This window comes from Providencia xihuensis, from assembly GCF_041953405.1.
GTDB classification, from domain to species: Bacteria; Pseudomonadota; Gammaproteobacteria; order Enterobacterales; family Enterobacteriaceae; genus Providencia; species Providencia vermicola.
Window position 1 is genome coordinate 2,816,456 of the sequence record NZ_CP169565.1, and the last position, 14,288, is coordinate 2,830,743.

General features: G+C 39.0%; 13 protein-coding genes. 9 read left to right on the plus strand and 4 right to left on the minus strand.

All coding sequences use genetic code 11. The features are described 5' to 3' along the window. Positions 1-239: 239 nt before the first annotated feature. A complete protein-coding gene (gene rpiB, locus ACE2AL_RS12700; protein WP_206083968.1) occupies positions 240-692 on the plus strand; it encodes a ribose 5-phosphate isomerase B in 453 nt (150 codons plus the stop codon). A gap of 32 nt (positions 693-724) precedes the next feature. Then, positions 725-2,755, plus strand: coding sequence for a transketolase (gene tkt, locus ACE2AL_RS12705; RefSeq protein WP_375083557.1), 2,031 nt, complete (start codon positions 725-727; stop codon positions 2,753-2,755). A gap of 119 nt (positions 2,756-2,874) precedes the next feature. Here the strand turns inward: tkt and ACE2AL_RS12710 are convergent, their stop codons facing one another. Further along, entirely contained in the window at positions 2,875-3,636 is a 762-nt protein-coding gene (locus ACE2AL_RS12710; protein ID WP_272538631.1) for an SDR family oxidoreductase, read from the minus strand. Between the two features lie 487 nt (positions 3,637-4,123). Here ACE2AL_RS12710 and fetA point away from each other — a divergent pair, with 487 nt between their 5' ends. Together fetA and fetB are read left to right on the plus strand one after the other, a co-directional pair. Then, positions 4,124-4,774: an iron efflux ABC transporter ATP-binding subunit FetA gene (fetA, locus tag ACE2AL_RS12715; protein WP_206083965.1), complete on the plus strand. Its 651-nt coding sequence runs from the start codon at positions 4,124-4,126 to the stop codon at positions 4,772-4,774. Positions 4,775-4,786: 12 nt separating this feature from the next. Continuing rightward, entirely contained in the window at positions 4,787-5,563 is a 777-nt protein-coding gene (fetB, locus tag ACE2AL_RS12720; protein WP_375083558.1) for an iron export ABC transporter permease subunit FetB, read from the plus strand. Between the two features lie 59 nt (positions 5,564-5,622). Here the strand turns inward: fetB and ACE2AL_RS12725 are convergent, their stop codons facing one another. Then, a complete protein-coding gene (locus ACE2AL_RS12725) occupies positions 5,623-6,651 on the minus strand; it encodes a LacI family DNA-binding transcriptional regulator (RefSeq protein ID WP_375083559.1) in 1,029 nt (342 codons plus the stop codon). Positions 6,652-6,885: 234 nt separating this feature from the next. On the opposite strand from ACE2AL_RS12725, the gene ACE2AL_RS12730 reads away from it, so the two are divergent. The 3 genes from ACE2AL_RS12730 to ACE2AL_RS12740 all read left to right on the plus strand — a co-directional run bounded on the left by ACE2AL_RS12730 (position 6,886) and on the right by ACE2AL_RS12740 (position 11,078). Further along, positions 6,886-7,614, plus strand: a complete 729-nt coding sequence (locus ACE2AL_RS12730; RefSeq protein ID WP_206083962.1) for an SDR family oxidoreductase — start codon at positions 6,886-6,888, stop codon at positions 7,612-7,614. 40 nt (positions 7,615-7,654) lie between these two features. Then, positions 7,655-9,274, plus strand: coding sequence for an FGGY-family carbohydrate kinase (locus ACE2AL_RS12735; RefSeq protein ID WP_272573339.1), 1,620 nt, complete (start codon positions 7,655-7,657; stop codon positions 9,272-9,274). A gap of 1,501 nt (positions 9,275-10,775) precedes the next feature. After that, positions 10,776-11,078, plus strand: coding sequence for a hypothetical protein (locus tag ACE2AL_RS12740; protein ID WP_206083959.1), 303 nt, complete (start codon positions 10,776-10,778; stop codon positions 11,076-11,078). Positions 11,079-11,121: 43 nt separating this feature from the next. Here the strand turns inward: ACE2AL_RS12740 and ACE2AL_RS12745 are convergent, their stop codons facing one another. Continuing rightward, positions 11,122-12,015 (minus strand): endonuclease/exonuclease/phosphatase family protein, encoded by an 894-nt coding sequence (locus ACE2AL_RS12745; RefSeq protein WP_272516242.1) that lies wholly within the window; start codon positions 12,013-12,015, stop codon positions 11,122-11,124. Positions 12,016-12,261: 246 nt separating this feature from the next. After that, complete coding sequence (locus ACE2AL_RS12750; RefSeq protein WP_206083958.1) at positions 12,262-13,296, minus strand: LacI family DNA-binding transcriptional regulator; 1,035 nt, start codon at positions 13,294-13,296, stop codon at positions 12,262-12,264. A gap of 230 nt (positions 13,297-13,526) precedes the next feature. Here ACE2AL_RS12750 and ACE2AL_RS12755 point away from each other — a divergent pair, with 230 nt between their 5' ends. Continuing rightward, positions 13,527-13,973: a PTS sugar transporter subunit IIA gene (locus ACE2AL_RS12755; protein ID WP_206083957.1), complete on the plus strand. Its 447-nt coding sequence runs from the start codon at positions 13,527-13,529 to the stop codon at positions 13,971-13,973. A 21-nt stretch (positions 13,974-13,994) separates the two neighbouring features. Next, entirely contained in the window at positions 13,995-14,282 is a 288-nt protein-coding gene (locus ACE2AL_RS12760) for a PTS sugar transporter subunit IIB (protein ID WP_219248895.1), read from the plus strand. The last annotated feature ends 6 nt before the right edge of the window (positions 14,283-14,288 follow it).

Consider the following 14,288-nt stretch of genomic DNA (forward strand, 5'->3'; position numbering starts at 1 on the left):
CATCACCAGATTCTCAAAGTGTGATTCAGAGCAAATATTCCTATAAAATCGACGTAAAATGATGACTTTGAGCTTTTTTAGCAAAAATAAGTGGATTTAAGGCCGTAGATCACAAAATAAAGCTTATTTAAACTAAAAACATATGTTCACCTATTGATTATTTGTTCATAAGATCCTATTTTCTAATCAGTACATTTGAATTGCAAATGAACTTTTGTTCAACCATAAGGATCTCAATCATGCTATCTATTGCCATTGGTGCAGACGACGCCGCATTTGAAATGAAAGATTTGATCAAACAACACCTCGCAGCGCTGAATATTCAAGTCACCGATTATTGTTTAAATACAGGGGTTAAGGATGAAATGTACCCAGATGTTGCCCATGCCGTTGCAACGGCTATTGCCCAAGGAAAACATCAGCGTGGGATACTCATTTGTGGAACAGGGATTGGAATGTCTATTGTTGCCAACAAAGTCACTGGCATTCGAGCCGCACTTTGCCACGATACCTACTCCGCAGAACGTGCCCAAAAAAGTAACGATGCGCAAATTATTACCTTTGGTGCTCGTGTCATTGGACCTGAACTCGCAAAAACTATCGTAGATACTTGGTTGGCTTCCCATTATGAAGGTGGTCGCTCTGCCCCAAAAGTGGCTCGCATCAGTGAATATGAAAATGGGGAACGTTAGTTTCACGTAGACAGTTTTTCAGGAGTGTTTTCATGTACACGCAGATACAAAATCCGTTAGCAAATGCCATCCGCTTTCTTTCCATTGATGCTGTGCAAAAGGCCAATTCAGGCCATCCTGGTGCGCCGATGGGAATGGCGGATATCGCCGAAGTGCTCTGGCGGGACTACTTACAGCATAATCCTGCCGACCCAACTTGGCCAAACCGTGACCGTTTTGTCCTATCAAATGGGCATGCTTCGATGCTGCTATATAGCCTTTTATACTTAACAGGCTACGATGTTTCTATTGAAGACTTAAAACAATTTAGACAGTTGCACTCAAAAACCCCTGGCCACCCTGAACTCGGCTATACCCCTGGTGTTGAAACGACGACAGGGCCACTCGGGCAAGGTATTGCCAACGCGGTTGGAATGGCCATTGCAGAAAAAACGCTCAGTGCGACATTTAACCGCTCAGGTTTCCCTGTTGTTGACCACTTTACTTATGTTTTTTTAGGTGATGGCTGTTTAATGGAGGGGATCTCCCACGAAGTGTGCTCTCTTGCTGGCACCTTGAAACTGAATAAACTCATCGCTTTTTATGATGATAACCAAATCTCTATTGATGGAGATACCAAAGGTTGGTTTACGGATAACACCGCTGAACGTTTTGAAGCTTATGGCTGGCATGTTATTCGCCGAATAGATGGCCATTCAAGGCCTGCTATCAAAGCCGCTATTGAGCAAGCTCGCCAACAAACAGATAAGCCGACGCTAATCATTTGCCGTACGACCATCGGTTATGGTTCACCTAATAAAGCGGGAACCGCAAATTCACACGGCGCACCGCTTGGTTCGGAAGAAATAGCCCTCACACGTCAACAGCTTGGATGGGAATATCCACCCTTTGAAATTCCTGGCGAAATTTATCAGTCATGGAATGCCATAGAGCGGGGTTCGGAGCAACAATTACAGTGGGAGCAAGCGATTAGAGAGTATGCAAAGCAATATCCAGAACTTGCTGAGCAACTTATTAAACGGTTATCCAACCAAACGCCACACGCGTTCACGTCTGTCATGGCGGATTACATTCAAAAATTGAATGATAACCCTGAAACAATCGCCACTCGTAAAGCATCGCAAAATACCCTCAATGTCATTGGCCCTGTTTTACCCGCATTAATCGGGGGATCTGCAGATTTAGCACCCAGCAATCTAACCTATTGGTCTGGATCAGTGCCGATTAATGAACAACCTGCGGGTAACTATATTCATTATGGTGTCCGGGAATTTGGCATGACCGCCATTGCTAACGGCATCGCATTACACGGTGGTTTTCGCCCTTATACCGCCACATTTTTGATGTTCTGCGAATACGCACAAAATGCCGTGCGAATGGCAGCATTGATGAAGTTACCCCAAGTACTTGTTTATACCCATGATTCTATTGGGTTAGGGGAAGATGGGCCAACACATCAGCCAGTAGAGCAACTCGCCTCTTTACGTGCAACCCCGAATTTGTCTGTCTGGCGCCCTTGCTGCCAAGTGGAAACAGCGGTTGCTTGGCAACAAGCCATCACCAACCAACAAACACCAACTGCTTTGATCCTGTCACGGCAAAATTTACAACAACATTCCCGTACTCCCCAGCAATTAGCCCTTATTCAACGTGGGGGTTATATATTACGCAGTAATTGCCAAACCCCTGAACTGCTGCTTATTGCAACGGGCTCTGAAGTCACCTTAGCGGTTGAAGCTTGGCAATATCTCACCGAGCAAGGCTTCAACGTGAACGTTATTTCCATGCCATCAACAGATACCTTTGATAAACAGCCCATGGACTATCAACAACATGTATTACCTAATCATGTTCGCAACCGCATTGCTATCGAAGCCAGTATCAGTGAATACTGGAGAAAATATGTCGGCCTTGATGGATTAGTTATGGGAATGAATAGTTTTGGCGAATCCGCACCTGCTGAGCAGTTATTTGATTATTTTGGCTTTACCGTGGAGAAACTTATTCAGCAATCTTTATCATTATTACAGCCTAAAGCGGTAATCAATCGCGACATTATTTAAATCTGTTATCCTACTTTGTAATTTATATTACAGGCCAAATAATAAAATCATTATTTGGCCCTTTTTAATGACTCTTATTAATAAGCGAATAACGTATATTCTCCGCATATTAAATTTAATCACTGAATGCTATACCCACCATCAATCACTAAATTATGCCCAGTGATCATATCGGAAGCATCGCTGGCTAAAAAGAGCGCGCAGGCAGCAATTTCTGACGGTTCCGCAAAACGTCTCGCTGGAATTTTTTCTTTCATTTCATCACCTTTAGGCCCTTCCCACGCTTTTTTTCCCAACTCAGTTAAGACAATAGTCGGTGAAATTGCATTAGTTTGAATACCTTTAGGGCTCCATTCTAATGCCAAAACTTGGGTTAAACCAATAATAGCAGCCTTACTCGCACAGTAGGCTGCATGCTGATCCAACGCAATGACCCCAGCCTGTGATGCCATATTAATTATTTTACCTTTTCCTTGTTTAATCATGATATTACCTGCTGCTTGGCATACAAGGAAAGTACCTTTGAGATTGACATTCATGGTCAAATCCCAGTCCTGCTCACTTAAGCTTTCTGCGGGTGCCAATGCAACAATCCCCGCGCTATTAACCGCAATATCCAATGCACCATAATGCTTTACCACCTGCTCAACCATTTGCGATACAGAATCTGAATTTGTAATATCACATTGAATACCAATAGTATTTTTCATTCCATTAGCAACATCAATAACTTTATCTGACTTATCCACCAAGGCAACTTTAGCACCTTTTTCCACATAGAGTTGTGCAATTGCCAGACCGATCCCCGCAGCGCCCCCCGTAATCAATGCAACGTTGCCATCAAGAGAGAATTGGGTATTAAAACCATTAAATTTTTTCATTTTAATTCCTTAACATCATGACGTGATATATAAGATTGGGAAATATAGATATTGAGTCTCTTTCAAAACCCTAATGACCTATAAACGTGTCGTTATTTAATTAAGATAATATATTATTATTTAAATGTTATGGCTATATCCATCATTTAAAATAAAGCGCCACATCCCATTATTTAAATAATAATAAAAGTCATAAGAACATATGTTCAAAATAAAATTTCATTTGATTATTTGTTATCTATTTTAAAATCATCCAATAATTTTTATTGCCTAAAATAACATCATATACACATAATAATCGTATTCAAACTGACCTTAAATAATCTGCCTTTACATAATGCAGTGTAAATTTCACAATAACTAGCGCATACTATTAGTTATATCTAAATTGATATCAGACAAAACTAACATGCTGATATCAGATAAAATGAAGAAATAGCTCTCATTCGCGTTAATCACGTGAATTGATTACATAGGTCATGGAAAAATGGAAAAAAACTGCTCACTACTGCAACTAAAGGATATTAGCTATTCGATTGATGGAAAAACTATTCTTGATAATGTGCAGATTAACCTACGTGCAGGTGAATTTAAATTAATCACGGGGCCATCAGGTTGCGGAAAAAGCACTTTATTAAAAATTGTGGCATCCCTAATTTCTCCAACTCAAGGAAATATCCTCTTTAACGGGCAAGACATTAATGCACTCTCTCCAGAGACCTACCGCCAGCAAGTGTCTTATTGCACCCAAACCCCCTCATTATTCGGGGCCACAGTGTATGATAATGTCGTTTTCCCTTACCAAATCAGAAAGCAGCCTTTTGATAAAACAAAAATTATCAGTGACTTACAGTATTTTTCATTACCTGAAACCATCCTTGAAAAAGGAATTAATGAGCTTTCTGGGGGCGAAAAACAGCGCATTTCATTAATTCGAAATTTACAGTTTCTTCCCCAAATTTTATTGTTAGATGAAATTACGAGTGCCCTAGATGAAGAAAATAAAGTGAAGGTGAATGAGTTAATTCACAAACTGGCTATAGAAAAAGGTATTGGAGTTTTATGGGTTACTCACGACCAAGATGAAATTGCCCATGCAAATGAAGTCATCACCCTTCCCGTTTATCTGGCTAAATAATAGGATATCATCGTGCATCAGCCTACCATTTCCAATGAGTCGCTCACTTTTTCTATCATGTTAGTCTTAGTAGCGATTTTTATTAGTCACAAAGAAAAGCTTTCTTTGGAAAAAGATATTATTTGGAGTACTTGTCGCGCTATTGTTCAATTATTGATAGCTGGTTATATTTTAAAATATATTTTTAACGTTGATCATGAACTTCTCACTGTAGCGTTGGTGCTATTTATTTGTGTCAATGCTGCGTGGAATGCCAAAAAACGTAGTAAGTATTTAGATAAAATCTATCTCACAGCCTTCGTTGCTATTACCTCAGGTACTTTCCTCACTCTACTGGTTTTAATTCTCACTAAAGCCATTGAGTTTACACCAATGCAAGTCATACCGATTACAGGGATGATTGCAGGAAATGCGATGATAGCCGTCGGACTCTGCTTTAATAATTTAGGGCAACGATTTGCCAGCCAACAGCAGCAAATTCAAGAAATGTTAAGCCTTGGAGCAACCCCTAAAGTAGCTTCTGCATCAATCATTCGGGAAAGTATTCGCGCCTCGTTAATCCCCACGGTTGATTCGGCAAAGACTGTTGGTATTGTTAGCCTACCAGGAATGATGTCTGGATTGATTTTTGCAGGGGTCGACCCACTACAAGCCGTAAAATACCAAATTATGGTAACCTTTATGTTATTAGCCACCGCGAGTCTTTCGACAATATTAGCAGGCTATATGACCTATATTAAATTTTATAATCAACGTCATCAGTTATTGGTTGAAACTTTAAATAAATAACCCTCAGAGCCTTGTGTTGCCTGTTTTACCACAGGTAACACTTAATTTATATTCTGCATTTATCCTATACCTACAGGTAATACTTCAATCAATTGCGCCTGACTATTTCCATCATCAATCAATTTGAAAATATGATTGAGCATTGTGGGTACGTCCTGTTTTACCATCTCAATATCATTACCTAGCAACGCGACAAATGGATCCCAGTCAAAGCATCCCAAATTAGGTTGATTTTCACCTGTATACCCTTGTGTTCCTAACCAACGCATTACCCCTTCTAATGAAATAGTGGAGTTAATAAATAGGCCACCTTGGGCTATTTTTTGCAGATTTTCACTGCGTTTCTTAATAAAAGTGGACAATACTTTTTCTGCTTTTTCAGGCGCATAGCCGCACGCTAAAATATTTTCATTTGGAACCGTAATACCCATTTCATTATGCGCATCAATGAATCCGCGTATACGTTCACGTGTATTATGGTCATGTTCACGCCCACCAATAAAAATTAGCGGCTGGTTTAATACTTGACTACGGCTTTTTTTACTTAAAATACGCTGAGTGAGTTTTTTTGCACCAAGGTAATTATCTGAAATCACTGATGCTGCTAATGTGCCTGGTAGATCTAAATTTAGTGTCGGTACGCCAGAAGATTGACAAATTTGTGTGATTTTATCTGGGTTCGTTGCCCCTGTCGAAATCAGCCAGTCCACCTGATAAGATAACATGGTACGTGCAGCTTCTATCTCCAATTTAGGATCACGGCGCGTACAGGTAATAATCGGAAACAGCCCCCTTTCTCGTGCCATTTCTTCAAAATGTTCCACTATAGAGCCAAAGTACCGGTTATCATATTTTGGCACCAGCATACCAATGATTTTTGATTTATTGCTGCGTAGTAAGCTAGCTTGTTTATTAACTGAGTAATTTTGCTCCTGCGCAATGCGCATCACTTTTTCAGCCAATTGCGCACTAATACGCCTTTTTTGCCAATTTCCATTGAGCACAGCACTCACGGCACTCGCTGAAACACCCGCCAATTCCGCAAGGTCATAGATCGTTGTTTTCTTATTTTGTCTGATCTTTGTCACAGATTCATATCTCCATTTTTTCCTAGCTTGACACCAAAGTAAAAAAGTCGCAATACTGCTCCATCGATTGAGCAATATTGAAATTGATGAAGCATGAGTTGGTATAATGAAAAAGACTTAATATCAATCCATCCTATGCAGCCACCTTAACCATTCCCGTGACTCATTGTCATCTCATTGATTTCATTATTTTTCACTTACTTTTCCGCTAAAATCCGATTGGAGTAAATCATTATGGCTATTTCCATTGAAAACAAAGTCGCAGCAATTACGGGCGCAGCATCTGGCATTGGTCTTGAATGTGCTCGCACGCTGATCAATGCAGGTGTCAAAGTGGTTCTAATTGACCGTGCTGAAGATAGATTAAATCAACTTGTTGCTGAACTAGGCGAAAATGCGATCCCTCTAGTCATTGATTTAATGAACACAAAACAAGTCGATGGCATGCTAGATGCAATCCTCGCTAAAGCAGGCCGTTTAGATATTTTTCATGCAAATGCAGGTGCTTATATTGGTGGCCCTGTGGCAGAAGGCGATCCAGATGTTTGGGATAAAGTTTTAAATCTCAATATTAATGCTGCCTTCCGTAGTGTTCGTGCCGTTTTACCTCATTTTATTGCCCAAAAATCTGGCGATGTATTATTTACCAGCTCAATCGCAGGCGTTGTGCCCGTTATTTGGGAACCCATTTACACCGCGTCTAAATTTGCGGTTCAAGCTTTTGTTCACTCAACTCGCCGCCAAGTTTCAGAACACGGTGTTCGTGTGGGTGCCGTTTTACCAGGCCCTGTAGTCACTGCGTTATTAGATGATTGGCCAAAAGAAAAAATGGAAGAAGCACTGGCAAATGGTAGCTTAATGCAACCGATTGAAGTGGCTGAAGCGGTACTCTTTATGTTAACTCGTCCAAAACATGTCACTGTCCGTGACCTTGTCATTGTACCAAACAGTGTTGATCTGTAGCGTTTTTCTTAGTTCATAATGATTAATTTTTGGAGGTAAAATGCAACGTTCAACCCCTCAAAATGATAAAGTGGTTATAGGCATTGATGTTGGTACAGGCAGTGCACGCGCGGGTGTATTCGACATGACAGGCAAAATGTTAGCATCTGCTAAACACGATATTACACTCTACCGCGACAGTGCTCATTTCGCAGAGCAGTCTAGTAACCAAATTTGGGAGGCAGTTTGTTATTGTGTTAAGCAAGCTGTAGCAACTTCAAATATTTCACCACAACAGGTCGCAGGAATTGGCTTCGATGCAACCTGTTCACTCGTCGTGATTGGCCACGATAAACAGCCTATTTCCGTTAGCCCAAGTGCTGATCCAGACCGTAATATTATTGTCTGGATGGATCACCGCGCCACAGAACAAGCTGAACGTATTAATCAGCTAAAACATCCTGTCTTAAATTATGTGGGGGGTAAGATCTCCCCAGAAATGGAAACGCCAAAGATTTTATGGTTAAAAGAAAACCTGCCTCAATCCTATGAAAAAGCATGGCAGTTTTTTGATTTGGCTGATTTCTTAACATGGAAATCAACTGACTCGTTAGCTCGCTCAACCTGTACAGTCACCTGTAAATGGACTTATCTCGCTCATGAAAAACGTTGGGATACTGATTACTTCCATCAAATTGGTTTATCTGAACTTGCTGATGAAAAATTTGCTCGTATTGGCCAATTGATTGTTGAACCAGGCACTCCTTGCGGTTCTGGCTTAACGAACGATGCAGCAAAACAGATGGGCTTATTAGTCGGTACCCCTGTTGCATCAGGCATGATTGATGCCCATGCAGGGGGGATTGGTACAGTGGGTGTCAATGGTGATGCAACAGCCAACATGGCGTATGTTTTCGGAACCTCATCTTGCACAATGACAACGACTAAAGAGCCTGTTTTCATACCTGGTGTTTGGGGGCCTTATTACAGTGCGATGGTACCAGGTATGTGGTTAAACGAGGGTGGGCAAAGTGCCGCTGGCGCAGCGATTGATCAACTTCTTTCCCTTCACCCTGCTTGCATAAGTGCAAAAATTACCGCAAAAGAGCAAGGAAAACCACTTCCCGTCTATTTAGCTGACCTTGTGTTAGAAAAAACGGTCTCTGCATCTCAGTCTGTTGAACTCGCTGAAAAAATTCACGTTGTCCCTGAGTTTTTAGGTAACCGCGCACCATTCGCTGACCCACATGCAAGGGCGGTAATTGCAGGCCTTACCATGGACAATAGCTTAGAAAATCTGCTGTCATTTTATGTTGCTGGTGTGTGTGGTATTGGTTATGGCTTAAGGCAAATCATTGAAGCACAAGCAAAATCAGGCGCTGCAATTGAAAATATTGTGGTGAGTGGTGGCGCAGGACAGCATCCATTAATTCGCCAGTTATTAGCAGATACATGTGGCGTTCCCGTGATTTCTACACAAGCGAGTGAACCTGTTTTACTTGGTTCAGCCATTTTAGGTGCCGTCGCGGGTAAAATTTGTGATAACGTCGCCCAAGCTATGGATCAATTTAGTGAAATTGATTTAACTTATTATGCAGAGGAAAGCTATCAAACACGTCATGATTTACGTTTCGCTTCCTTCTTACAGCTTCAGCAATGTGCGAGAGAACTAAGAGGATAAACTCACATATCACCCTTTAAAGAAAGCCAATTGGCTTTCTTTATTGAGTGCTTTTCGTACACATAATTAGAAGCAATACTTGTCCCATAACGAATTCATCATTTCCATTGGTAATAAGTCATAATCCCCTTCCACAAGTGGTATGGACATCGTGACTCTTCCATTCTTATCATTATAGGCTTTCACAACAAACTTTTTATAGCCCTCTAACCGCGCATTCTTCACACGAAATACCTCTCCACAGACATAGCCTAAGTCTCCTTTGTTGGCTGTTTGTCGAATGAAATTATATTTCACATTTCGAAAAGAAGCCGATTCAGGATATGACAGATAATCCTCTACATTAGCCTTTGCCATTTTGACCAAATCAGGAGTTGGGGAATAGTTCAGAGTGACCCCCAAAATAAAAGAGCACCCCGTTAACAATAGAATTGTGAGCAATTTGATTATGTTCATATAGTTAAGCTCTCATAAACACAGTAACACATCCAATTGACCAAAATTGTTCACCACACCTTTACATAAAAGGTATGTAAGTAGATATATTTAGTTAATTGTAAGAAAGTAATAATTATTTTAATAATAGGATTGATAATCCACATAAGAATATCTTATTAGAACGCTACTATCTCTAATATCTATTATAGATAAAAATTATGGTTAGCAAAAAAATCGATTTACTCTAATCAATGCGACCAAACCCGTATTTATACTTCATTTTACCCATTACATGAGTAAGTATACCAGTATTAAACCTTGAATATAAATAGTACCTTAAAGATTAACTGTTGCAATTTGTATTTTTTATACAACAAAGGTTTCATACTTACAGAACCAGAAACAATAATTAACCTTAACAGTTTAATACTGTTTAATATTACTTATATTGAATATATTATTAAATAATACAATGTACATAATAATGTTGCCAATTGTGAATAAACTCCAATTATGCGTAATAATACCCAGATAATGCGTAAACAAAATATCCAACATATACTCTCTTTTAATCAACTAAAATTAAAACAAGAAGAAAAAAATAGAAAAACACAATAAATTCAAATGGATAAAATTAATTGAATAATTAATTTCTTTATCAGCCAAAATATCTTTTAGGATATTTTTTATTCCTATTATTTTATATTTCTTATTAACAAAACTGCAAAACCCTCAAACCAATAATGCATAACACACTGATTATTATAAATAAAAATAAAAACATTGCAGACTGGGCTTTATTAACAGCTTGAAAAACAAAAACAAATAACAATATATTAACATAACAATCATAAGAATATTTAACTTAATTTTAATTTAAAACACTATTGCATTTTTAATATAAAGTTATTAATCCTTGTCCTGTCATATCATAAATCGCCAAAAATACAGAATATTCTTACAAACTCTAAGTATTTAACGAAAACATAAAATTATCCGACGAATATTGACAAAACAAAATTATAAAATCAGGTAATATTTTCCGCCTATAAAAGGGGATTCCATGACTAACATTCAACTACTATTGCTTGCAACAAACAATCTCACGAATAATACGGAGCTCAGCCATTCACAAGAATCCTATGTCTACCAGTATTACTACACACATGTGGCTAATCAATTTAAAAGCATTGCAGACTTCATGTCTGATTTTGTCTATAAAACGACTGATGCTATAAGTGATAACAGCTTAGTCTCTATACCCCGTGAAAAAATCTATCAAACTATTGAGGAATATCTGCTCATTGTTGAAAAGCGTTATATTGAAAGACAAAGGTTATTGAAAAACTCTATAGAAAAAAAATAAAAAAGACCCCATAAGGGGCCTGGCTTATAAACATCAAGTTTATTTATTGCTCCTGTAATTCCAACTCAGCAATAATTGGAAGATGGTCGCTAACACTCGACCATTGGAACTCTTCACTGTCAGTTGGGATCTGCATATTCTTCACATCCCATACTTGACCTTTAAATGTAAAAATATGGTCAATATCAATCGCTGGGTTTACTGCTGGCCAACTACGATAATCAACCCCTTGCTTCTCGACAGGGTTCCACATATAACGAATTTCCTGAATAGGCTGCTCATTTGCCGTGGAATTAAAGTCCCCTGCTAATATTTTTATTGAAGCCGCGATATTATCAAAACCTGTATCTGTATCACCGATACTCGCATCTAAAATATGACGAACCTGACCGATACGAATGGTCGGATCTTTTTGCCAGTCAAGGTGTGTGCCCATCACAATAATCGGTGCATCAAAACCAGGCTTAGTTATTTGAGAGATTAATACCACACGCTGCTCTGCATCACCTGATGGCAAATTAACAACTTGGGACTTATCTATTTTATATTTTGATAAAATTCCGACCCCATATTCACCACCATCGAAATCCAATGCTTTACCAAAAGCAAAATCCATCTTATTCGCTTTCGCGATTTCTTCTAGCTGATGAACTTTTTTACTGCGAGCAGTTTTATTATCAATCTCCGTTAAAACAATAACATCTGCGTCTATCTTACCAATTGCCTTACTCAAATTATCTAAATTCGCCACATCTTGAGCTAATTCATTTTTGCCAATATTGTAAGTTGCGACTTTAATGGTTGGTTTATTTGCTGTGTAGACTTTATTCGGTGTACCGCCATCTTGTACTTTTAAGACTTCAGAACCTGTTGTTGCAGCACTAACACTACAAGAAACTAAAATCGCAGTTGAAATAACAGTTTTAAGAAATTTCATGGTGACTCCCCAGTAATGACTCAATCAATTCATCGAGTAATAGACTTCTAATATGCAGGCAGTTAACCGCCCTCTTTATACATTAGCAGGGAATAAATAGGATACAGTGACCCAGCCGACAATCTTATTTCGAGATACAAAAAAACAATCCTATTTTTCATCAAAAAGTGATTTATACCACTATATCTTGTCGGCTAGAGATTAAATTTCATACTGCAACGTTAATTTAAACTGGAGAGTTATATTTTATGCACTTTGTCTGGCTTCAAACTTATAGGGAAAAATGATTTCATCTTGAGTTTCAGAAAAGTCAGTATCAGGATCGGCTAACCACTTCTGTAATTTTTTAGCCGTTTCTCGCGCCATTTTACTGTAATCAATACGGACAGATGTAAGTGATGGCTGGATATGGTCGCAATTTGATGAGCCTTCTACGCAGGCAAGCGCTAGCATTTTTGGTACTTGTATTAACCGCCTTTGACACTCAAAAAGCACACCAAGTGCTATCATTTCATGACTACAAATAACAGCTTCAAGCTCTGGTTGCCGTGTTAACATTTCACTAATCGCCTGACGGCCAAAGTCCATTGTTGCGACATACGGCGTAGTAATGCTTTGTTCAGCACTTTGGTTATAAGCTAGCATCGCCTTATTCCAACCGCTCAGCTGTTGGCTTTGCATTTTGCTATCCATCTGAGCCCCGATATAGCCTATTTTTTTATAGCCTTTTTGTAGCAAAAAATGGGTTAAAAAATTAACCGCTTCGCCAATGTTACTTTTAATATTCAAAGTAACAGGATGACTGGATTCCCCAGCCACGTTAATAACTGGAATATCTAAATTTTTAAGGTAATTAAAAACGCTTTGTGAATTAACTGCACCAAATATGATCAGCGCCGCAGGGTTACTTTGTAATAAGGTCGATAAAACTTCTGATTCTTTTTTCTGCTGATAATCGTGGCTACCAATCACAACTTGATAAGTGTTTTTGTTAAGCACTTCCTGTAATGCTTGCAAAAAAACTGAACTCGCATTGTCACGCAAAGAAGGAATTAACACGGCAACAGTTCGGCTTTGCCCTGAAGCTAAAATCCCCGCGGCAGAATTTGGAATATAGCCAAGCTCCTCAACGGCTGCGTTAATTTTTTCACGCAAATTATCTGATACTAACTCAGGCGTTCGCAAAGCACGAGATACCGTCATAGAGCCAACGCCTGCGTATTTAGCGACATCCTGTAATGTCACTCGCCCTGTATTTTTTCTTTTTCGTGTTTTTTGCATGTAATACTTTTATTTAGCCTAAACTTATTATTCAACAACACTAACTTAGCACAGGTTGAATTTGTTAATCAGCTTACAAGTCTATTCATTTAGCCTTTGTTCGCAATATTTATTCAAAATGATAGCGCTATCACGAAAATGAACAAATCAGCTAGATAGCGCTACCATAGATCACTACTATTCACTCAACCATTAAAAAGATAAAAATTTAACCAACCAGGAGCAACCCGATGCTTACGACTTTACTGACCTCGAACGTTATTCAGGTCGTCGAAAGTGCCACAGATTGGCAAGATGCGATCAAAATCGCCTGTAAACCATTAATTAATAATAAGTTAATCGAACCGCAATATATCGATGCGATTATCAAATCACATGAAAAGATTGGCCCTTATTATGTCTTAGGCCCAGGGATTGCCATGCCTCATGCTCGTCCTGAAGATGGTGTAAACCAGCTATCCCTTGGTTTAACCGTGATTAAACAAGGCGTTGAGTTCGGTTCAGATGGCAACGACCCAATCAAACTGCTTATCGTTCTTGCTGCTACAGATAGCAATAGTCACATCGGGGCTATCGCAAAACTTGCTGAACTTTTTGATAATCAAGAAGATATTGATAGCATCATGCACTCAGAAAACGTCGATGACATTCTTCAAATCATCGCTAAATACGAATAATTACATATTAAGGTAAACATTATGAAAATCACCGTTGTTTGTGGAAATGGCTTAGGCACCAGTTTAATGATGGAAATGAGCATCAAAAATATTTTAAAAGACATGCAAGTCAGTGCTGAAGTTGACCATGTGGATTTAGGCTCAGCAAAAGGCACTGTTAGTGATATTTTTGTTGGTACAAGTGATATTGCAGAGCAGCTTGTTGCTCAACAAGTGGGTGGTGAAATCGTCGCACTGGAAAATATGATTGATAAAGTTGCCATGAAAGAGCGCCTCACTGTTGCATTACAAAAACTTGGTGCGATGTAAACGGAG

Excerpts from the sequence above, each read along its gene's own strand:
- rpiB (WP_206083968.1), top strand. The coding sequence starts at position 240 with ATGCTATCTATTGCCATTGGTGCAGACGACGCCGCATTTGAAATGAAA.
- tkt (WP_375083557.1), top strand. The coding sequence starts at position 725 with ATGTACACGCAGATACAAAATCCGTTAGCAAATGCCATCCGCTTTCTT.
- ACE2AL_RS12710 (WP_272538631.1), bottom strand. The coding sequence starts at position 3,636 with ATGAAAAAATTTAATGGTTTTAATACCCAATTCTCTCTTGATGGCAAC.
- fetA (WP_206083965.1), top strand. The coding sequence starts at position 4,124 with ATGGAAAAAAACTGCTCACTACTGCAACTAAAGGATATTAGCTATTCG.
- ACE2AL_RS12730 (WP_206083962.1), top strand. The coding sequence starts at position 6,886 with ATGGCTATTTCCATTGAAAACAAAGTCGCAGCAATTACGGGCGCAGCA.
- ACE2AL_RS12735 (WP_272573339.1), top strand. The coding sequence starts at position 7,655 with ATGCAACGTTCAACCCCTCAAAATGATAAAGTGGTTATAGGCATTGAT.
- ACE2AL_RS12740 (WP_206083959.1), top strand. The coding sequence starts at position 10,776 with ATGACTAACATTCAACTACTATTGCTTGCAACAAACAATCTCACGAAT.
- ACE2AL_RS12745 (WP_272516242.1), bottom strand. The coding sequence starts at position 12,015 with ATGAAATTTCTTAAAACTGTTATTTCAACTGCGATTTTAGTTTCTTGT.
- ACE2AL_RS12750 (WP_206083958.1), bottom strand. The coding sequence starts at position 13,296 with ATGCAAAAAACACGAAAAAGAAAAAATACAGGGCGAGTGACATTACAG.
- ACE2AL_RS12755 (WP_206083957.1), top strand. The coding sequence starts at position 13,527 with ATGCTTACGACTTTACTGACCTCGAACGTTATTCAGGTCGTCGAAAGT.
- ACE2AL_RS12760 (WP_219248895.1), top strand. The coding sequence starts at position 13,995 with ATGAAAATCACCGTTGTTTGTGGAAATGGCTTAGGCACCAGTTTAATG.